Annotated in this window: 19 protein-coding genes and 1 pseudogene; 14 read left to right on the top strand and 6 right to left on the bottom strand. The window is 73.2% G+C overall.

From position 1 onward, the window contains the following. Nucleotides 1–155: 155 nt before the first annotated feature. The gene (locus tag ACIG87_RS27920) at nucleotides 156–1,016 is read left to right on the top strand and encodes a helix-hairpin-helix domain-containing protein (protein ID WP_396854487.1); all 861 of its coding nucleotides are present in this window, start codon (nucleotides 156–158) and stop codon (nucleotides 1,014–1,016) included. Further along, nucleotides 1,013–3,496 (top strand): ComEC/Rec2 family competence protein, encoded by a 2,484-nt coding sequence (locus ACIG87_RS27915; protein ID WP_396854486.1) that lies wholly within the window; start codon nucleotides 1,013–1,015, stop codon nucleotides 3,494–3,496. The genes ACIG87_RS27920 and ACIG87_RS27915 overlap by 4 nt, the downstream gene beginning before the upstream one ends. A gap of 147 nt (nucleotides 3,497–3,643) precedes the next feature. Here ACIG87_RS27915 and eda read toward each other — a convergent pair whose 3' ends face one another. Both eda and ACIG87_RS27905 read right to left on the bottom strand, forming a co-directional pair. After that, complete coding sequence (gene eda / locus ACIG87_RS27910; protein ID WP_396854484.1) at nucleotides 3,644–4,270, bottom strand: bifunctional 4-hydroxy-2-oxoglutarate aldolase/2-dehydro-3-deoxy-phosphogluconate aldolase; 627 nt, start codon at nucleotides 4,268–4,270, stop codon at nucleotides 3,644–3,646. After that, nucleotides 4,257–5,264 (bottom strand): FGGY family carbohydrate kinase, encoded by a 1,008-nt coding sequence (locus tag ACIG87_RS27905; RefSeq protein WP_396854483.1) that lies wholly within the window; start codon nucleotides 5,262–5,264, stop codon nucleotides 4,257–4,259. Before ACIG87_RS27905 ends, eda begins: the two co-directional genes overlap by 14 nt. 136 nt (nucleotides 5,265–5,400) lie before the next feature. Here ACIG87_RS27905 and ACIG87_RS27900 point away from each other — a divergent pair. The 4 genes and pseudogenes from ACIG87_RS27900 to ACIG87_RS27885 all read left to right on the top strand — a co-directional run. Further along, a pseudogene (locus ACIG87_RS27900) lies at nucleotides 5,401–5,784 on the top strand (hypothetical protein); the annotation flags it as partial. Nucleotides 5,785–5,798: 14 nt separating this feature from the next. Further along, nucleotides 5,799–5,969, top strand: coding sequence for a hypothetical protein (locus ACIG87_RS27895; protein ID WP_396854538.1), 171 nt, complete (start codon nucleotides 5,799–5,801; stop codon nucleotides 5,967–5,969). 168 nt (nucleotides 5,970–6,137) lie between these two features. Next, nucleotides 6,138–7,115: a DNA polymerase III subunit delta gene (gene holA, locus ACIG87_RS27890; RefSeq protein WP_396854482.1), complete on the top strand. Its 978-nt coding sequence runs from the start codon at nucleotides 6,138–6,140 to the stop codon at nucleotides 7,113–7,115. After that, complete coding sequence (locus tag ACIG87_RS27885; RefSeq protein WP_396854481.1) at nucleotides 7,112–7,489, top strand: hypothetical protein; 378 nt, start codon at nucleotides 7,112–7,114, stop codon at nucleotides 7,487–7,489. The genes holA and ACIG87_RS27885 overlap by 4 nt, the downstream gene beginning before the upstream one ends. Nucleotides 7,490–7,619: 130 nt before the next feature. Here the strand turns inward: ACIG87_RS27885 and rpsT are convergent, their stop codons facing one another. Beyond that, a complete protein-coding gene (gene rpsT, locus ACIG87_RS27880) occupies nucleotides 7,620–7,886 on the bottom strand; it encodes a 30S ribosomal protein S20 (RefSeq protein WP_357893522.1) in 267 nt (88 codons plus the stop codon). 133 nt (nucleotides 7,887–8,019) lie between these two features. Continuing rightward, complete coding sequence (locus tag ACIG87_RS27875; protein ID WP_396854479.1) at nucleotides 8,020–9,024, bottom strand: phosphotransferase family protein; 1,005 nt, start codon at nucleotides 9,022–9,024, stop codon at nucleotides 8,020–8,022. Between the two features lie 157 nt (nucleotides 9,025–9,181). On the opposite strand from ACIG87_RS27875, the gene ACIG87_RS27870 reads away from it, so the two are divergent. The 7 genes from ACIG87_RS27870 to ACIG87_RS27840 all read left to right on the top strand — a co-directional run bounded on the left by ACIG87_RS27870 (nucleotide 9,182) and on the right by ACIG87_RS27840 (nucleotide 16,442). Then, the gene (locus ACIG87_RS27870; RefSeq protein WP_396854477.1) at nucleotides 9,182–9,718 is read left to right on the top strand and encodes a DUF4240 domain-containing protein; all 537 of its coding nucleotides are present in this window, start codon (nucleotides 9,182–9,184) and stop codon (nucleotides 9,716–9,718) included. 103 nt (nucleotides 9,719–9,821) lie between these two features. Then, nucleotides 9,822–11,699, top strand: a complete 1,878-nt coding sequence (lepA, locus tag ACIG87_RS27865) for a translation elongation factor 4 (RefSeq protein WP_396854476.1) — start codon at nucleotides 9,822–9,824, stop codon at nucleotides 11,697–11,699. A gap of 352 nt (nucleotides 11,700–12,051) precedes the next feature. Next, nucleotides 12,052–12,339 carry a GlsB/YeaQ/YmgE family stress response membrane protein gene (locus ACIG87_RS27860; protein ID WP_396854474.1) on the top strand — a complete coding sequence of 96 codons (288 nt, stop codon included), beginning with the start codon at nucleotides 12,052–12,054 and terminating at the stop codon, nucleotides 12,337–12,339. Between the two features lie 245 nt (nucleotides 12,340–12,584). Then, on the top strand, nucleotides 12,585–13,874 hold the full coding sequence (locus ACIG87_RS27855; protein WP_396854472.1) for a sugar ABC transporter substrate-binding protein: 1,290 nt from the start codon (nucleotides 12,585–12,587) through the stop codon (nucleotides 13,872–13,874). Continuing rightward, entirely contained in the window at nucleotides 13,871–14,857 is a 987-nt protein-coding gene (locus tag ACIG87_RS27850) for a carbohydrate ABC transporter permease (protein WP_396854471.1), read from the top strand. The genes ACIG87_RS27855 and ACIG87_RS27850 overlap by 4 nt, the downstream gene beginning before the upstream one ends. Beyond that, complete coding sequence (locus ACIG87_RS27845; RefSeq protein WP_396854469.1) at nucleotides 14,854–15,705, top strand: carbohydrate ABC transporter permease; 852 nt, start codon at nucleotides 14,854–14,856, stop codon at nucleotides 15,703–15,705. The genes ACIG87_RS27850 and ACIG87_RS27845 overlap by 4 nt, the downstream gene beginning before the upstream one ends. Nucleotides 15,706–15,800: 95 nt before the next feature. Further along, a complete protein-coding gene (locus tag ACIG87_RS27840) occupies nucleotides 15,801–16,442 on the top strand; it encodes an MOSC domain-containing protein (RefSeq protein WP_396854468.1) in 642 nt (213 codons plus the stop codon). Between the two features lie 41 nt (nucleotides 16,443–16,483). Here ACIG87_RS27840 and ACIG87_RS27835 read toward each other — a convergent pair whose 3' ends face one another. Both ACIG87_RS27835 and ACIG87_RS27830 read right to left on the bottom strand, forming a co-directional pair. Then, a complete protein-coding gene (locus ACIG87_RS27835; RefSeq protein ID WP_396854467.1) occupies nucleotides 16,484–17,347 on the bottom strand; it encodes a hypothetical protein in 864 nt (287 codons plus the stop codon). Nucleotides 17,348–17,576: 229 nt separating this feature from the next. Continuing rightward, the gene (locus ACIG87_RS27830; RefSeq protein WP_396854466.1) at nucleotides 17,577–18,386 is read right to left on the bottom strand and encodes an enoyl-CoA hydratase-related protein; all 810 of its coding nucleotides are present in this window, start codon (nucleotides 18,384–18,386) and stop codon (nucleotides 17,577–17,579) included. Nucleotides 18,387–18,405: 19 nt separating this feature from the next. Between ACIG87_RS27830 and hemW the strand changes: the two genes are divergently transcribed. Then, nucleotides 18,406–19,629, top strand: a complete 1,224-nt coding sequence (hemW, locus tag ACIG87_RS27825) for a radical SAM family heme chaperone HemW (RefSeq protein WP_396854535.1) — start codon at nucleotides 18,406–18,408, stop codon at nucleotides 19,627–19,629. The last annotated feature ends 7 nt before the right edge of the window (nucleotides 19,630–19,636 follow it).

Genomic DNA, 19,636 nt, shown 5'->3' with positions numbered 1-19,636 from the left:
GAGCCTGCCCGTGTCAAGGTTGCGGTGCGTGGACTGGACCCGGAGCCCCTACCACAGCAAGGGCATGATCAGGTTTTCGTCCACAGTGGCGATGCTTGTCCACAGGTGAGAGCTGTTGGCGGTGACGGAGCCGCTGGCCCTCCTAGTCTCGCGTCGTGTCGGACGACGAGGAGACGATGGTGTGGCGGCGGCTCTCGCGGCTGGTCGAGGCCACGCCCGGCGAGGCGCGGCCGGTCCGCCCGGTGGGCTTTCCCGATCCGGTGGTGGTTCCCGGTCCGGGCCGGTTGTCGCCGCCGTGGCCCTGGTCGTCGGAGGCACCGGCCATCCCGCGCGAGGACCGGCCGGCGGCCGACGAGCCGGGTCCGTCGGTGTCCCCGCTGCCCGGTCCGGGAGTGTTCGATCCGGGTCGACGGGGTGTCCGGGCTCTCGCCGCCGTGGCCGTCGTCGTGGTGCTCGGTGCCGGGTTCTGGGCGTGGCAGTCGCGGCCCCGGACCGAGCCGGTCCGTCCGGTCGCCTCGGCGGCACCCGTCGAGGCGACCGGGGCGGCCGAGGCGACCGCAAGCCCGGCGGGGGAGCTGGTCGTCGCCGTGGCCGGCAGGGTCCGCCGTCCCGGCCTGGTCCGGGTGCCGGCCGGGGCGCGCGTCGCCGACGTGGTCGAGGCGGCCGGCGGGGTGCTGCCCGGGGTGGACCTGGCCCTGCTCAACCCGGCCCGCAAGGTCTCCGACGGTGAGCTGGTCCTGGTCGGGGTCGCCGCCCCACCGGGCGCACCCGCCGCTTCCGGCGGTGCCGCGCCCCCGGGGGCCGGTACGTCACCCGGCTCCGGCGAGCGGCTGAACCTCAACACCGCCACCCTCGCCCAGCTCGACGCCCTGCCCGGGGTCGGCCCGGTGCTCGCCCAGCGCATCCTGACGTACCGCGACCAGCGGGGCGGCTTCCGGTCGGTCGGCGACCTGCGTCAGGTCGACGGCATCGGTGACGCCCGGTACGACCAGCTCAAGGACCTGGTGACGGTGTGACCACCCGGAGCGCGCCGACCACACCCGGGCCAGCCCAGAGTGGTCCGGCCCCGGGTGGTCCGGCCCGGAGTGGTCCGGCGTGGTTCGGGGTGGTGCCGGCCGAGGCGGTGCCGGACCTGCGCCTGGCCGGGCTGGCGGTCGCCGCCTGGCTCACCGCGCTGGTCTGCCTGCACCGCACCGCCCCGGCCGCCGTGCTGCTCGCGGCCCTCGCCACCGGCCTCGCCGCCCTGCTCACCGCACACCTGCTCGGCCGGCTGGGGCGTCCGACCCGGCTCGCCCGCCGGTACGGCTGGATCGTCGTCGCGGTGCTGATCGGGGTGGTCTGCGGTGCCAGCGCCACCGCCGCCCGGCTACACGTCCGCGACGCCGCACCGCTGCGCGCCCTGGTCGACGACCGGGCCCGGGTCACCGTCGACCTCGTGCTCCGCGACGACCCGCGCCCGGTGCGCGGTGCGCCGGGCCGACCGGCGACGCTGCTGGTCAGCGCGGATCTGGTCGAGCTGACCGCGGCCGACGGTCGTCGGGTGGCCGTCGGGGTACGGCTGCTGGTGCTCGCCACCGACCCGGCCTGGCGGAGCCTGCTGCCGGGGCAGCGGCTCAGCGCCCAGGGGCGGCTCACCGCGCCGCGCGGCGGCGACCTGACGGCGGCTGTGTTGACCACCTCCGTCCCGCCGGTGCCGCACGGCCCACCACCCTGGCTCCAGCGCGCCGCCGGCACACTCCGGGCCGGCCTGCAACGGGCCTGCGAGCCGCTCCCCGACGAACCGGGCGGGCTGCTGCCGGGGCTGGTGGTCGGCGACACCAGCCGCCTGCCGGCCACCGTGGAGGAGGACTTCCGGACCACCGGGATGACGCACCTGAACGCCGTGTCCGGCTCCAACGTGGCCATCGTGGTCGGCGCGGTGCTGCTGCTGGTGCGCTGGTCGCGGGCCGGCCCCCGGGCGGGCGCGCTGCTCTGCGGGCTGGCCCTGGTCGGCTTCGTCATCCTGGTCCGGCCGTCCCCGAGTGTGGTTCGGGCCGCCACCATGGGGGCGATCGGGCTGCTGGCGCTCGCCACCGGGCGGCCCCGGGTCGCGCTGCCCGCGCTCGGCGCGGCCGTGCTGGTGCTGGTGCTGGTCGACCCCGACCTGGCCGGGGATCCGGGGTTCGCGCTCTCCGTCCTGGCCACCGGTGGGTTGCTGCTGCTCGCCCCCGGGTGGCGGGACGCCCTGCGTCGCCGTGGCGTACCGGCAGGTCTGGCCGAGGCGTTGGCGGTGCCGGCGGCGGCGCAGCTCGCCTGCGGGCCGGTGGTGGCGGGGATCTCCGGCACGGTCAGCCTGGTCGCGGTGCCGGCCAACCTGCTGGTGGTCCCGGCGATCGCGCCCGCCACCGTGCTCGGCGTGCTGGCCGCCGTGGTCTCGCCCCTGTGGCCGGCGGGTGCCGAGTTCGCGGCCTGGCTGGCCAGTTGGCCGGCATGGTGGCTGGTCACGGTGGCCGGGGTGGGGGCGCGGCTGCCGTTGGGCACGGTGCCCTGGCCCGGCGGGGTGCCCGGCGCGTTGCTGCTGGCCGGGGCGACCGTGGGGCTGCTGTTGGCCATCCGGCGGCCGATGCTCCGTCGGCTGCTCGCGGTGGGCGTCGTCGCGGTGCTGCTCGGTGCCCTGCCGGTCCGGATCCTGGCCGTCGGCTGGCCGCCGCGTGGGTGGGTGTTGGTCGGATGCGACGTCGGCCAGGGGGACGCGCTGGTGTTGCCGGTGGCGGACGGTCGGGCCGTGGTGGTCGACGCCGGGCCGGAGCCGTCCGCCGTGGACGGTTGCCTGCGCCGGCTGGGCGTACGGGAGGTGTCGTTGCTGCTGGTGAGTCACTTCCACGTCGACCATGTGGGCGGGGTGGGCGGGGTGTTCCGGGGCCGGCGGGTGGTCGAGGTACGCACCCCGGGCGTCGCCGAGCCGTCGGCCGGGCGGGATCTGGTGAACGCCGCCGTGTCCGGTCAACAGCGTCGCCCCGGTGCCGGCGGTACGGAAGTGCCGCGTCCGGCCCCGGTGGGCTGGTCCTACCGGGCGGGTGGGGTGGAGTTGGTCGTCCTCGGCCCGCCGTACCCGCTGCGTGGCACCCGCTCCGACCCGAACAACAACTCCCTGGTGCTGCGCGCCACCGTGGCCGGGGTGCGGATCCTGCTCGCCGGGGACGCCGAGACGGAGGAGCAGCGGGCGCTGCTGGACCGGGGGCCGCCCGACGCGGTGCGGGCCGAGGTGTTGAAGGTCGCCCACCACGGCAGCGCGTACCAGGATCCGGAGTTCCTGCGCGCGGTCCGGCCCTCGGTGGCGGTGGTCCAGGTGGGTGTCGACAACGACTATGGGCATCCGAGCCCGTCGATCCTGTCGCACCTGGCCCGCGACGGGGTGCGGGTGCTGCGGACCGACACCGACGGTGACGTGGCGGTGGTGACCGGCCGGCACGGACTGGCGGTGGTGACCCGGGGCGCGGACCGGCGGCGGCGCTGACGCCTCGACGGCAACTTCCCTCGCGGGAGCGCGGCTGTGCCGGACGGAGCAGGCGGCTGTGCCGGACGGAGCAAGCGGGTGCCGGACGGAGTACGCGGCTGTGGGGGACGGAGCAGACCGCGAAGGCCGGCCGGTCCGCCGGGGCCGTCACTCGCGGGCGACGGCGGCCACGGTGGCGGCGGTGATCTCGCTGACCCGGTCGAAGTCTCCGGCCGCGACGGCGGCCCGGGGCACCATCCAGCTCCCCCCGACGGCCAGCACCGAGGGCAGGGCGAGGTACCCGCCGGCCGAGGCCGCATCGATGCCCCCCGTGGGCACGAAGCGGACCTGGCCGAACGGTGCGGCGAGCGCGGAGACCGCCGCCGGCCCGCCCGAGGTGCCGGCGGGGAAGAACTTCAGCACCGTGACACCCGCGTCCAGGGCGGCCATCACCTCGGTGGCGGTGACCGCGCCGGGCAGGGCGAAGATGCCGTGCTCGGCACAGCGGCGGAGCACCGCCGCGCTGAACCCGGGGGAGACCACGAACTGGGCACCGGCCCGGACCGCCTCGTCGACCTGGGCGACGGTGGTCACCGTGCCGGCGCCGACGGTCACCCCGCCGTGCGCAGCCATCCGGGCGATCGCCTCGGCTGCCGCCGGGGTCCGGAAGGTCACTTCGGCGACCGGCAGGCCGGCACCGGCGAGCGCGTCGGCCAGCGGTTCGGCGTGGGCGGCGTCGTCGAGCACGACGACCGGGACGATCCGGTGCCGGCCCAGCAGGTCAGCGATGCTCATCTGCGGTTCTCTCCTCGGTTTCGGCGGTGATCAGGTGGGCCGGCAGGTCGGCGGAGCCGGTCGCGCCGAGCTGCGCGAGGACGGCCACCCCGAGCACGGTCGGCTCGGGCTCGGCGACGAAACGCAGCCGGCGGTCGGTGGCCTGCTGCCGCAGCCGACGCCAGGTCTGCCAGGCCACGGCCACCCCGCCGACGGTGACGTCGGCGATCGCGGTGCCGGCGAGCTGGCCGAGCCGTGCGGTGGTGGTCTCGGCCTCCACTGCGAGGCCCTTGAGCAGACTGACCATGGCGTGCGCCCGGGTGATCTCCATGGGCAGCGCGGCGAGCTGGGCCCGCTGGTGATCCGCGTCGATCACCGCCGGACCGGTCTCGTCGGCAACCTTCGCCAGCTCGTCCCACATGGTCGCGTCGTCCACCCCGGCGTAGAGCAGGTCCCGCCAGGACCGGTAGTACCGGCCGGACGGGGTGGCCCGGTGCAGGAACCGTAGCCCACCGGCGACGAAGACGCCCGCGTCGACGCCGGGGTCGATGCTCGGCGGCAACTGCTCCAGGAGTACGAGCTGGGCCTCGGAGGTGCCGGCCGAGACGTAGACGTCGCCGGTGCGCCGGACGCCGCTGCCGAACGCGCCACACATGTGGTCGTGTCCGCCGGCGACCACCGGCACGCCGGCGGGCAGCACCCCACCGCCCGAGGCCCGGCCCACCACGGTCGCGCTGCCGACCAGCTCGGGCGGGGCCAGGCCGGGCAGGCCCAGCTCGGGCAGGGCACCGGTGCGCAGGGTGCCGGCCCGCAGGTCCAGCAGCCCGGTCCGGGAGGCGTGCGAGACGTTGAGGAAGACCGGGGCGGCCCGGTCGGCGAGCAGGTCCCGGGCCACATGGTCGGCGAGCGAGGTGAAGGTCCGCGCGGCGGCGACGGTCTCCGGCAGGTGCCGGGCCAACCAGCGGAGCTTGTAGACGATCGGCTCGACGCCGACCCGGTGCTGCTGGACGCCCATGCCTACGTCGCCCCGGCCGGCGACGCGATGGCTGCCGAGGTCGAGCGCCTGCTCCGGCTGCTCGGCCCGCAGACCACGGCGGTGCCGTCGTGACCGCGCCCCGGGTGCTGGTCCCCCCCCCCCCCCCCCCCCCGCGATGTCGGTGCCCGACGCGCCGGCGGTGCGTCGCCTCCGGGCGGCCGGCTACATCGTCGTCACCCCCACCCCGGGCCGGCAGCCCACCACCGGGGAACTCACCGCCGCCGTGCCGGGCGTCGTCGGGTGGATCGCCGGGGTGGAGCCGATCAGCGCCGAGGTGCTGGCGCACGCCCGGGCACTGCGCGCGATCAGCGGCAACGGGGCCGGCAGCGACGCCATCGACACCGCCGCCGCCGAGCCCGCCGGGATCAGGGTGCTCACCGCCCGGGGCGCCAACCCAGGGGTGGCCGAACTCGCCCTGGCCCTGGCCCTGATGGGGCTGCGCGGGTTGCCCGAGGCGGCCGACACGCTGCGCGCCGGCCAGTGGCGACGCCACCACCGGGCGGGAGGCGGCCGGTGGATGCCTTCGACCGCGAACCACCGGAGCCGTCGGCCCTGCTGCGGCACCCCCGGGTGGTGGCCACGCCGCACCTGGGGGCGGCCACCAGCGAGAGCGTCCGGCGGGCCTCGGAGGCGGCGGTGGAGAACCTGCTCGTCGCGCTCGGCACCCCCTCCGGCGGCCGGTGACCCCGACCGCGACGGCGCGGACGCATCGACGACGGTGCTACGCAGGCCGAGGGGCATTGGAGCGATCGAACCGGTAATCAAGGCAAATGTCGTGATTTGCGTTGAGTGCGGGGTGTGCCGTCACCGCCGTGGATGAGCAGCTCCGCTCCTGTCCCGGGCCGTGCCAAGATGGGCGACGTGACCGCCAGCCTCGCCCCCATTCTGCTCGTCCTCGGCGACGAGGAGCTACTCGCCACGCGTGCGGTGAGCGAAGCCGTGGCGCGGGTCCGCAGCATCGACCCCGACGTGGACGTCCGTGAGTACCACGCCGGCACGCTCGCCGTCGGTGAGATCGCCGAGATGCTCAGTCCGTCCCTGTTCGGCGGTCGCCGGGTGCTGGTGCTCCGGTCCGGGCAGGACGCCCGTAAGGACCTGGCCGCCGCGCTGCTCGGCTATGCGAAGGCCCCCGACCCGGAGGTCCAGCTGGTGGTGCTGCACCTGGGCGGGGCGAAGGGCAAGGCGTTCGCCGACGGGCTGAAGGCCGCCGGAGCGACGGTGGTCCCGGCCGCCAAGCTCAAGGGGCACCGGGAGCGGGTGGCCTTCGTCCGGGACGAGATCCACCGGGGCGGGGGCCGGTGCTCCGAGGACGCGGCCGAGGCGATGATCGCCGCCGTCGGCGGTGACCTGCGGGAGCTTGCCGCCGCCTGCTCCCAACTGCTCGCCGACACCGACGGCCGGATCAGCGCGGACACCGTCTCCCGGTACTACCGGGGTCGGGTCGAGGTCACCGGCTTCACGGTCGCCGACGCCACGATGATCGGCGACGTCCCGGCGGCGCTGGAGGCGCTGCGCTGGGCCCTGCACGTGGGCGTGGACCCGGTCCCGATCGCGGATGCCCTCGCCGACGGGGTCCGCACCGTGGCCCGGGTGGCCGCCGCCGGGCGGGGTGACCCGTACCAGCTGGCCAGCAGCCTGCACATGCCCGCCTGGAAGATCAAGAATGCCCAGCAGCGGGCCCGGGGCTGGACCCCGGAGGGGCTGGTCGAGGCGATGCGGGCGGCTGCCGAGTGCAACGCCGCCGTGAAGGGCGGCGCGGACGACCGGGCGTACGCCCTGGAGAAGGCGGTCTTCGCGGTTGCCGCCGCCCGGCGGGGCGGCGCCCGGTGACCGGCCCCACCCGTACGCCGTGGCGCACCGTGCCGACCGAGGAGGAGTCGTATCGCCCCCTCTACGCCCGGCTGCTCGGACTGCGCTTCGTCAACCCGGGTGGGGTGCTCTGCTTCCTCTTCTTCGAGGGGGCGGTGGCGCTCGCCGTCCTTCTCGCCCTGGCCGAGCTGGTGAGCTGGTGGGCGGTGCCGGTGCTACCGCTGGCCGTGGCGATCATGGTGAAACTCAACGACGTGGTGGCCGAGCGGGTGATCCATTCGGCGGCGCTGGTGCCCGAGCAGGAGCGGGACCGGTTCCGGCGGCAGGTCGAGCCGGTGGTCGGGCGGGCCCGGGTACCGCAGACCCTGCCCGGCGAGGCCAGACCACGGCGCTGAGACAGCGTCATCCCGCCACCTCCGACACCGCTGTCTCCGCGAGATGGTGCGGGCAGGGTGCCGGCCTGCGGACAGCCGTAGGCCCCGGAGGACTCCTCCGGGGCCTACGGTCAGGTCTGGGGTCGCTCGGTCAGACCGAGAGTGAGCCGACGCGCTTCGAGATGGCCGACTTCCGGTTGGCCGCCTGGTTGGCGTGGATGACGCCCTTGCTGGCGGCCTTGTCCAGCTTGCGGGCGGCGTCACGCATCAGGACGGTGGCCTTCTCGGCGTCACCGGCCTCCGCAGCCTCGTGGAACTTCCGGATGGCGGTCTTCAGCGACGACTTGACCGACTTGTTACGCAGCCGGCGCTTCTCGTTCTGCCGGTTGCGCTTGATCTGGGACTTGATGTTCGCCACGCGACAGCCTCGTCTTGATAGCTCGGTATGGTCTGCTTCCGCGCGGGACGATCATGTGTCATCACTGCGCGAAGAGCCAGGCTACCAGGTCGGTCGGGACGAGCCAAAACGGCTCGACGCGGAGTCCGGGGGATCAGCGCCAGCGCTGCCGGGCGGCGAGCCAGCCGAGCGCCCGTTCCCCGCTGAACCGCCGGTGCGCCCACAGCAACGGCGAGGCACCTGCCGCACCGGCCCCGTGGGGTCCGACGTCCGGCGGTGGACCGGCGGCGGTGAGGTAGTAGCCGGCGAGCGCGGCCAGCGTCACGTCCAGGGCGTCGGGTGGGGCGCCGGCCGCTGCCGGATGAGCGGCGAAGAGCGCGTCGGTGTCCACCCCGCCGGCGTACCCGGTGATCAGCAGGCTGGCGAGGTCGAACCAGGCCGGGCCGTGGCAGAGCCAGTTCCAGTCACAGAACCAGGCCCGCCCGGCGTGGTCCAGCAGCACGTTGTCCACCCGCAGGTCGCCGTGGGCCAGGCCGGGCGCGGCTGCCGCGTACCCGGGCAGGCGGGACTCCAGGGCGACGAGTTCGGGCAGCCGGTCGCGGGCCGCCGGGGGCAGCGGCGGCATCGGCTCGCGCCCGGCGGCCACCTCACCCCACCAGAGGATGTCGGCGCGGGCCAGGTCGGCCAGCCGGGGCAGGCCGAGGGTGGTCAGCTCGGCCGGCGGGTCGGCCAGCGCGGCGGCGATCTCGGCGTACCCGGCGAGCACGGCGGCCAGCTCGGTCGGGTTCCAGGGCAGTCGGGGCGTCCGCCCGTCGAGGGCGTCCAGGCCGACCGCGTACCAGCCGGCCGCGTCGAGCGCCCAGCGTGGGCGGGGGACCGGCAGGCCGGCCGGCAGCCGGGCGAGGACGGCGAGCTCCCGGGCGTACCAGTCGACCAGGTGGCGCTGGCGGGTCAGGTCGGCGGCCTTGACGAAGACCCGGCCGCCGTCCGCCGTCGCCAGCACGGCGGCGAAGCCACCGGTGAAGCCCGCGGTGGCGGTCCGCGCCGCGACCACCGCCGCGCCGAGCCGGGCGGTGACCGCGTCCCGCAGGCCGGCGGGCAGGTCCCGCCAGTCGGGCCGCACGGCGGTCTCGTGGTACGGCGGCACAGTCGCGGACATCCCACCATCGTGCCCGGTGCCGTGGGTACGGCGGCCGGGGACGCCCGGGACCGGACGACATCCCCGACCGGACGTGCCGACGGCGGGCCTCCGCGACTCGCCGGATGTTCCCGCTGCCGGTCAGGAGGCCCGAACGGGTCTGGGAGACTGCCAGGCCATGAGGACCGACGACTTCTGGCAGTTGATCGAGCAGGCCCGCTCCGGGGCCGGGGGAGAGGCCGACGCCGTCGCCGCGCGGGCCGTGGCCCTGCTCGCCGAGCGCACCCCGGAGGAGATCGTCGGGTACGCGCACCACCAGCAGCGGGTGCTGGCCGCCTCCTACCGGGTCGACCTGTGGGGTGCGGCTTACCTGATCAACGGGGGTGCCTCCGACGACGGGTTCGAGTACTTCCGGGGCTGGCTGATGACCCAGGGGCGGACGGTCTTCGCCGCGGCGGTGGCGGCCCCGGATTCGCTGGCCGAGATGCCCCGGGTCCGGTCGGCCGCGCTCAGCGGCGAGGAGTTCGAGTGCGAGGACATGCTGGCGGTGCCGTGGGAGGCGTACCGGAAGGCGACCGCGACCGACCTGCCGGCGGAGCGTGACCCGGTGCCGGTGCCCGACCTGAACGATTTCTGGGACTTCGACGACGAGGAGGAGGCCCGCCGCCGGCTGCCGAAGCTCGCCGCCCTCTTCGTCGAACCACCCGAGGAGTGAGCCACCCGAGGAGTGATCGGACCGCGTTCGGAGCGACGTGGGAGCATAGAGGGGGCCGGCGGTGCGCCGGCCCGCTCACGTCAGCCGACCAGAACGGACCGCTGTGCCACCGACGCTCGATCCCGGCGCGAACGCTCCTGGTGCCACCGACCCGGCGCGCATCCGGAACTTCTGCATCATCGCCCACATCGACCACGGGAAGTCGACCCTGGCCGACCGGATGTTGCAGCTCACCGGTGTGGTCGACCCCCGGCAGATGCGTGCGCAGTACCTCGACCGGATGGACATCGAGCGCGAGCGCGGCATCACCATCAAGAGCCAGGCCGTCCGGATGCCGTGGACCATCCGGGAGGGCGAGCGGGTCGGCGAGCAGGCCGTCCTCAACATGATCGACACCCCGGGTCACGTCGACTTCACCTACGAGGTGTCCCGTTCGCTGGCCGCCTGCGAGGGGGCGTTGCTGCTGGTCGACGCCGCCCAGGGCATCGAGGCGCAGACCCTGGCCAACCTCTACCTGGCGCTCGAGAACGACCTGAAGATCATCCCGGTGCTCAACAAGATCGACCTGCCGGCCGCCCAGCCGGAGAAGTACGCCGAGGAGCTGGCCCACCTGATCGGCGGGGATCCGGCGGACTGCATCCGGGTCTCCGGCAAGACCGGCGACGGGGTGCCGTACCTGCTCGACGAGATCGTCCGGCAGTTCGTCCCGCCGATCGGTGACGCCGACGCCCCGGCCCGCGCGATGATCTTCGATTCGGTGTACGACGTCTACCGGGGCGTGGTCACCTACGTCCGGGTGATCGATGGCCGGATCAGCGCCCGGGACCGGATCAAGATGATGTCCACCGCCGCGGTGCACGAGCTGCTGGAGATCGGCGTCATCTCGCCCGAGATGGTCAAGGCCGACGCGCTCGGTGTCGGCGAGGTGGGCTACCTGATCACCGGCGTGAAGGACGTCCGCCAGTCCCGGGTCGGTGACACCGTCACCATCAACTCCCGGCCGGCGACCGAGGCGCTGGGGGGTTACAAGGACCCGAAGCCGATGGTCTACTCCGGTCTCTATCCGATCGACGGCTCGGACTACCCCAACCTGCGCGAGGCGTTGGACAAGCTCAAGCTCAACGACGCCGCCCTCGACTACGAGCCGGAGACGTCCGGGGCGCTGGGCTTCGGCTTCCGCTGCGGCTTCCTCGGCCTGCTGCACCTGGAGATCATCCGGGAGCGGCTGGAACGGGAGTACAACCTCGACCTGATCTCCACCGCGCCGAACGTGGTCTACCGGGCCATCACCGAGGACGGCCAGGAGATCGTGGTGACCAACCCGAGCGAGTACCCCACCGGCCGGATCGCCGAGGTGTACGAGCCGGTCGTGCGGGCCACCGTGCTCACCCCGAACGACTACGTCGGTGCGGTGATGGAGCTGTGTCAGGGCCGGCGGGGCAGCCTGCTCGGCATGGACTACCTCTCCGCCGACCGGGTGGAGCTGCGCTACACCCTGCCGCTCGCCGAGATCATCTATGACTTCTTCGACCAGTTGAAGAGTCGTACCAAGGGCTACGCCTCGCTGGACTACGAGCCCTCCGACGAGCAGGCGTCCGACCTGGTCAAGGTGGACATCCTGCTGCACGGCGAGCCGGTGGACGCGTTCAGCGCGATCGTGCACAAGGACAAGGCGTACAACTACGGCACGTCGATCGCGGCGAAGCTGCGCAACCTGATCCCGCGCCAGCAGTTCGAGGTGCCGATCCAGGCGGCGATCGGCAGCCGGGTGATCGCCCGGGAGACCATCCGCGCCATCCGCAAGGACGTGCTCGCCAAGTGCTACGGCGGTGACATCAGCCGTAAGCGCAAGCTGCTGGAGAAGCAGAAGGAGGGCAAGAAGCGGATGAAGATGGTGGGCCGGGTGGAGGTTCCCCAGGAGGCCTTCATCGCCGCGCTCTCCTCGGACTCCGGCGACGCCAAGCCGGCTGGCAAGAAGTAGCAGCGGGCACCGGGCGACCGCACCGACGACGCCCGGCGTCCCGCCCCGCCCATCCGGTCCGCGACGGCCGGCACCCCGGTGTTCCCTACCGGGGTGCCGGCCGTCGTCGGTGTGGTGCCCCCACTGTGGCACGGCTGATTTCTGCGCCCTCCTGCGCTGTGCGGACGACCCGACGTAAGCCTGCTGAGCTGGCCGGACATTGACAGCCGGCAAGCCGACGCCACGCCGTCGTATCGACGTACGGCGACAAGTGTGGTGGTGAGTCGGTTTGGTTCTGCGGCCGGTCGGGAATCTAGCTGCCACGACAGGAACCACACGTACCGTGTGACTCATCTTGAGGAGGAGGGCGACCGTGGAGTTCACCGTCTGGGGCATCATCACCGCGATCGTTGTTGGTCTCATCGTCGGCGCTCTGGGCCGTCTGGTCGTGCCGGGCCGCCAGAACATGCCGATCTGGCTGCACCTGCTGATCGGCGTGGGTGCCGCGCTGCTGGGCACCGTGCTGGCTCGGGCGATGGGCATCGCCACGGAGACCGCCGGCATCGACTGGACCGAGTTGCTGGTGCAGGTCGTCCTCGCCGCCATCGCCGTGGCCCTGGTGGCCGGCGTGGGTCGTCGCCGCGGCGTCACCCACCGGTGACCCGGCTGCCGGTCGGGTGACCGGCCGGCACGTACCACGCAGCGGATGCCCGCTCCCCGGACCGGGGGGCGGGCATCCGCTCGTCCACATACCGCCGTCTATCCGACCGGGCCCCGCGGGGCCTGCCTGAACGGCCTCCGCCTGCGATACGGTCGCCTCGCCGAACGCCCCCTGTCGTAAAGGAAATTTTCCTACTAGGGTGCGGCTGAGAAGGTTAGTGCCGGACGGCGCGAGGGAGAAGTGGCGTGAACAGGTGGAAGCGGCTGGCTCCGGTCACCGCCGTCGTGGCCTCGGCCGCGATGGTGCTCGCCGGTTGCGGTGGTTCCGGCGATGACGAAGCCGCCGACGACAGCAAGCTGACGGTCTGGATGATGGGCGAGGGGAGCGACGCCCAGACGACGTTCCTCGACGGCGTCGAGAGCGAGTTCCGGCAGCAGCACCCCGACACCGACGTGGTGGTCCAGTACATCCCCTGGCTGGAAGCGCCGAAGAAGTTCCAGGCGGCGCTCGCCGGCGGCGAGGGCCCGGACGTCACCGAACTGGGCAACACCGAGACCCAGGGCTGGGCGGCACAGGAGGCGCTCGCCGACGTCTCCGACAAGTTCGGCGGCTGGGCCGAGGGCAAGGACGTCCTGCCGGACCTGGTGAAGAACGCCCAGCTCGGCGGCAAGCAGTACGGCGTTCCCTGGTACGCCGGCGTGCGGGCCATCTACTACCGCACCGACTGGTTCGCCGAGGCCGGCGTGCAGCCGCCGAAGAGCTGGGACGAACTGGTGTCGGTCGCCAAGGCGGTGCAGGCCAAGAAGCCCGGCACCTACGGCATCGCCCTGCCGGGCAACTCCGAACTGCCCTTCTACTCCTTCCTCTGGGGCGCCGGCGGTGAGATCGCCACCGACCAGGGCGGCACCTGGAAGTCCGGTTACACCAGCCCGCAGGCGCAGCGGGCGGTCACGTTCTGGACCGACCTGGTGACCGTGCACAAGGTCGCCCCGCCCGCCGCCGCCGGCTGGAACGAGATCGACGCCCGTACCCAGTTCGCCACCGGCAAGGCGGCGATGGCCTTCGCCGGCAGCTGGCAGGCCGGCGCGATCAAGAAGGACAACCCCGACATCGAGAAGGTCTGGGGCACCTTCCCGATCCCCGGGCCGGACGGCAAACCGGCCCCGGCCTTCGCCGGCGGCTCGGACATCGCCCTGTGGCAGGACAGCAAGAAGCAGGATCTGGCCTGGGACTACCTGACCGTGCTGCTGAACAAGAAGAACGCGCAGACCTTCGCCAGCAGCCTCGGCTTCTTCCCCGTCTACGCCGACCTCGTCCAGGGCGGCGACTACGCCAACGACAAGCTGATGGCCGCGTTCGCCAGCACCATGCAGAGCACCAGGGTGACCCCGCTGACCCCGAAGTGGGTGGAGGTCAGCCGGACCAAGACGGTGACCCAGGCGATGAACAGCTCGGTCATCAAGGGGCAGAAGTCAGTCGAGAAGGCCACCGCCGACGCGGCTGCCGAGATGGAAAGCATCCTCAACGCCAAGTGAGCACGCTGACCAAGCCCACCGGGACGGCCGCCGCGCGGGAGACCCCTGCGCGTCGGCCGTCCCGGGTGGACCGCCTGCCGTACCTGCTCCTGCTGCCCTGCCTGGTGGTCATCGGGGTGCTGCTGCTCTGGCCGCTGGGCCAGGTGGTGGTCATGTCGTTCTTCAAGCTGGACAGCGTCCGGCAGTTGCGCGGCGACCGCGAGTGGCCGTTCGTCGGGTTGGCCAACTACACCCAGATCCTCGGCGACCCGTTCTTCCGTACGGTGTTGCGCAACACGGTGCTCTTCGCCGCGGCGAACGTGCTGCTGACGATGGTGCTGGGCACCCTGGTCGGGCTGCTGCTGCACCGGCTCGGCCGGAGGATGGCCACCTTCGTGGCCAGCTGCGTGATGCTGGCCTGGGCCACCCCGGCGCTGACCGGCACGATCATCTGGAAGTGGATCTTCGATGACACCTCCGGCCTGGTCACCTGGGCGTTCAACGCCCTGCCGGACGGGCTGTCGCAGGCGCTCTTCGGGCGTACCGACTGGTCCGGTTACGGCTGGTTCAACTCGCCGCTGCTGTTCTTCTCGATCCTGACCCTGGTGGTGGTCTGGCACTCCTTCCCGTTCATCGCGGTGAGCGTGCTCGCCGGGCTCAAGAGCGTGCCGAGCGAGCTGCACGAGGCCGCCCGGGTCGACGGGGCCAGCCCGTGGAAGGTGTTCTGGAAGATCACCTTCCCGCTGCTGCGGCCGGTCTTCGGCATCCTGGTGGTGCTCTCCACCATCTGGGACTTCAAGGTCTTCACGCAGCAGTTCGTGCTGGCCGGCGGCACCCAGGACCGGCCGACGTTCATGCTCTCCATCTACTCGTACGCCGAGGCGTTCTCCCCACCGCCCAAGTACGGCGTGGGCTCGGCCATCGCGGTCATCCTCACGCTGATCCTGCTGGTGGTGACCGGCCTGTACGTCCGGATGGTGCTCAGGCAGGAGGACGAGTCGTGACGGCAGGGGGACGGGTCGTGAAGAAGGTCGCGCTCAACGGCGCGGGTCTGCTGGTGGCGCTCTTTGCCGCGTTCCCGGTCTACTGGATGGTCGCCACCTCGCTGAAGCCGAACCGGGAGATCTTCTCGGCCACCCCCCGGCCGGTGCCGGCGCACCCGACGCTCGAGCACTACCGGGAGATCCTGACCGGCAACCTGATCCCGGGCGTGACCTTCCTCGACTTCTTTCTCAACAGCGTGCTGGTCGCGGTGAGCACGGTCGTGCTCAGCGGCCTGGTCGCGCTGCTGGCCGCGACGGCGGTGGCCCGGTTCCGGTTCCGGCTGCGGACCAGCTTCCTGATCATGCTGTTGGTGGTGCAGATGATCCCGTTGGAGGCGCTGGTCATCCCGCTGTTCCTGATGATCCAGCGGCTCGGCCTCTACAACACCCTGCCCAGCCTGATCCTGACCTACCTGGGTTTCTCCCTGCCGTTCGCGGTGTGGATGCTGCGCGGCTTCGTCGCGGCGGTGCCCAGGGAGTTGGAGGAGGCCGCCGCGATCGACGGGGCGAGCCGGTCGCAGACCTTCCGGAAGGTCCTCTTCCCGCTGGTCGCGCCGGGCCTGGTGGCGACCAGCATCTTCTCCTTCATCACCGCCTGGAACGAGTTGATCTTCGCGCTGACCTTCGTCAACGACCAGGACCGCTACACCCTGCCGGTGGCGATGACCTTCTTCTTCGGCCGGGACGACACGGCCTGGGGGTCGGTGATGGCGGCCTCCACGCTCTTCACCCTGCCGGTGATCATCTTCTTCCTGCTGGTGCAGCGGCGGATGGTCTCCGGCCTGGTGGCCGGTGCCGTCAAGGGCTGAGAGACAGCGAGGAGGCGGCCGCTCCGGGCCGGGCGAGGGCGCGCGGTGGCACCGGCGGGACGGCAGCCGCCTGCGGGTGGTCCTACGCTGGGGCCATGACGGGCAGGGTGGCGGCAGTGAACCTCGGCGTGGTGACCGAGGCGCAGTGGGCGGGCGACGCGAGCGGGCGCAGCGGCATCGACAAGCGGCCGGTCGACGGGCCGGTGCTGCTGCGCGCCGACGGGGTGGCCGGCGACTTCATCGGTGAACGGGCCCACCACGGCGGCCCCGACCAGGCGGTCTACGCCTACGCCGAGGAGGACGCCGCCTGGTGGTCGGCCGAGTTGGGCCGGGACATCCGTCCCGGCGGGTTCGGCGAGAACCTGACCACCTGGGCGGTGGACGTGACCGGCGCGGTGATCGGCGAACGCTGGGCGGTCGGCTCGGCGCTGCTCCAGGTCACCAAGCCGCGTACCCCGTGCGTCACCTTCGCCGGCTTCTGGGGGGTGCCCGACCTGATCAAACGGTTCATCGTCCGCGCCGCGCCCGGGGCGTACCTGCGGGTGCTGCGCGACGGCGAGGTCGGTGCGGGCGACCCGGTCGAGGTGGTGGACCGGCCGGCGCACGGGGTCACCATCGGCGAAGTGTTCCGGGCCACCAACCTGGAGCCGGAGCTGCTGCCCCGGCTGCTCACCGTCGCCGAGCTGCCCGAGTCGCTGAGGGAGAAGGTGCGCCGTAGGCTGACCGCCGCCGGCTGACCACCTCGCCCGACCGCTCCGGCCGAGACCCGGCCCCGCGCTCAGGTGCGGTCGGCGAAGACCTCGGCCAGCACCCGGGGCTCGGCCGGCTGGCCGTCGGAGACCTTCGCCCACCGGCCGTTGTCGGCACTCCACTCCAGGCCGCCGAAGCGGACCCGCTTCACCCCGTGGTCGGGGGCGTGCGAGACCAGCCAGTGCGCGTACCGCCAGCCGTCGCGGGCGTCCGCGGCGGGCACCGTCACGTCGGTCAGCTCGGCGACCGCACCGGCGTCGGGCAACCCCCAGTCCAGGGTCAGGCCGCGGGTCAGCTCGGCCGCCGCCGCCTGCCCGCGCATCACCGGGGTACGCCCCACCGTGCAGGCCACCGCGCCGGTCGCCTCGCCGAGCAGGGCTCGGGCCAGCACCTGGGACTCGTCGGCCCACTTCTGGTAAGCCTTCGGGTACGCCGACCGCTGTACCGCCTGGGCGGCGTCGGTGACCTCCATCCGCTCCCAGCCGCGAACCTTCTTCAGCGCCTTGTAGAACCGGTTCGCCGCGTACCGTTCGTCGCGGATCTGGTCCGCGGTGCCCCAGCCCTGACTGGGGCGCTGCTGGAAGAGCCCGAGCGAGTCCCGGTCACCGTGGGCGAGGTTGCGCAACCCCGACTCCTGGTACGCGGTGGCCAGGGCGACCACCACGGCCCGCTCGGGCATCTGCCGCTGCATGCCGATCGCGGCGATGGTGGCGGCGTTGGCCATCTGGTCGGCGTCCAGCTTCACGGTGCCGTCGGCCTGGACGGTGCAGGTACGGCTGGCAATGGGGAGTCGAAGCTCCCCGCCGAGTTGACGGACTCCCCAGCCCCCGAGCATGGCGAACACCGCCACCACGACAACGGCTGCCACGAATGTCCGTGTTCGCACCCGCACCTCCTGTTTCAGCGTGGGCCAAGCGTACGTCGCCGACCTGCGAGCCGGGCCGGTCGACTGGTACACCTTCCCGCAGCACCACCCGGAAAACCACCCCCGCCTCCACCCCCGCGTTCCGCCCCAGCCCCCACTCTCAGCTCGCGCCCCGCCCGTCAGCCCTCGCTCTCAGCTCGCCCACCGCCCGTCAGCCCTCGCTCTCAGCTCGCCCACCGCCCTTCACCCCTCGCTCTCAGCCCGCCCCCTCAGCCCGCCCACCCTCCACCGCTACGACCCATCGAGCTAATCTTTTTTCCCGGAACGCCAGTACGCCCTCCCTGCCCTCCGCCGACAGGAAGTAGCCGGTGGACCGGGCGGACAGGTCGGCGATCTCCGCCCGCAGGTCGGTGGCCGCCGGGCGGCGCAGCAGCTCCTTCGTCCCGGCCAGCGCTCCCGGTGCCCCCCGGACGAGCGATTCGCAGTACCGCGCCACCGCCCTGTCCAGCTCGTCGGCCGGCACGGCGGCGGTCACCAGGCCCACCTCGGCGGCCCGTCGACCGTCGAAGGTGTCGCCGGTCAGGTACAGCTCGGCGGCGGCCCGGGGATGCAGCCGGGGCAGCACGGTCGCCGAGATGACCGCCGGGATCACCCCGATCCGTACCTCGGTGAAGGCGAACGTCGCCTCCTGCGCGCAGACCGCCAGGTCGGCCGCCGCGATCAGGCCCAGCCCGCCGGCCCGTGCCGGCCCGGCCACCTTCGCCAGCACCGGCTTCGGGCACTCCCGGACCGCCACCAGCACGTCGCCGAGCATCCCGGCCGGCACCGACCCGCTGGCGTACGCCGCCGCCGTCTCCTTCAGGTCCGCGCCGGAGCAGAAGACCGGGCCGGTGTGGTCCAGCACGATCACCCGGACCGCGTCGTCGGCGACCGCCGCGGCGATCCCGGCCAGCAGCTCGGTCATCAGCGCGGTGGAGAGCGCGTTGCGGTTGTGCGGGCTGTCCAGGGTGAGGGTGGTCACCCCACGGGCCGTGGCGACCCGCACGAGTCGGTCGGGAGAGGTCATGCCGGGCACACTAGTGGCCATGCCCGGCGTCCTTCCAGATGGTGAGACCGTTCCCGTCGACGGTTCGCTGCCCACCACCGCCCTGCGTGCCGTCGGCGGGCGCGGCTTTGGCGTGTACGTCCACGTGCCGTTCTGCGCCAGCCGCTGCGGCTACTGCGACTTCAACACCTACACCGCCGCCGAGCTGGGCGGGGGTGCCGACCGGGAGTCGTACGCCGACACCGTGCTGGGCGAGCTGGCGCTCGCCGCCCGGGTGCTCGGCGACGCCCCACCGCCCCGGGTCGACACGGTCTTCGTCGGCGGCGGCACCCCGACCCTGCTGCCCGCCGACGACCTGGCCCGCATCCTGGACGGCATCGACCGCACCTGGGGGCTGGCCGTCGACGCCGAGGTGACCACCGAGGCGAACCCCGAATCGGTCACCCCGGAGTCGCTGAAGACCCTGCGGGCGGCCGGCTACACCCGGATCTCGCTGGGCATGCAGTCCGCCGCCGCCGGCGTGCTGGCGGTGCTCGACCGCAGGCATCGCCCCGGCCGGGCCGCCGAGGCCGCCCGGGAGGCCCGCGACGCCGGGTTCGACCACGTCAACCTGGACCTGATCTACGGCACCCCGGGGGAACGCGCCGAGGACTTCGCCGCCTCGCTGGACCAGGTGGTCGCCGCCGGGGTCGACCACGTCAGCGCGTACGCCCTGATCGTGGAGGACGGCACCCGGCTGGCCGCCCGGATGCGGCGCGGCGAGCTGCCGTACCCCTCCGACGACGTGGCGGCGGACCGCTACCTGGCGGCGGAGGCCGCTCTCGACGCGGCCGGTTTCTCCTGGTACGAGGTCTCCAACTGGGCCCGCACCGAGGCGGGCCGATGCCGGCACAACCTGCTCTACTGGACCGGTGCCGACTGGTGGGGCCTCGGCCCGGGGGCACACAGCCACGTCGGCGGGGTGCGCTGGTGGAACGTCAAGCACCCCAGCGCGTACGCGCAACGACTCGCCGCCGGACGCTCGCCCGGCCTGGCCCGGGAGATCCTCACCCCGGACGAGGCGCACATGGAGGACGTGATGCTGCGGCTGCGGCTCGCGTCCGGGCTGCCCCTGGCCGCCCTGGACGACGCGGGCCGGGCCGGTGCGGCCCGAGCGCTCGCCGACGGCCTGCTGGACCCGGTGGGGTACCCGCAGGGGCGGGCGGTGCTCACCCTGCGCGGCCGGCTGCTGGCCGATGCGGTGGTCCGCGACCTGTTGCCCTGAGCGACAC

The organism is Micromonospora sp. NPDC051925 (genome assembly GCF_044548625.1).
Taxonomy (GTDB): Bacteria; Actinomycetota; Actinomycetes; order Mycobacteriales; family Micromonosporaceae; genus Micromonospora.
Note: the sequence above shows the minus strand (reverse complement) of the source record. Positions and strands in the feature narration are given on the sequence as shown.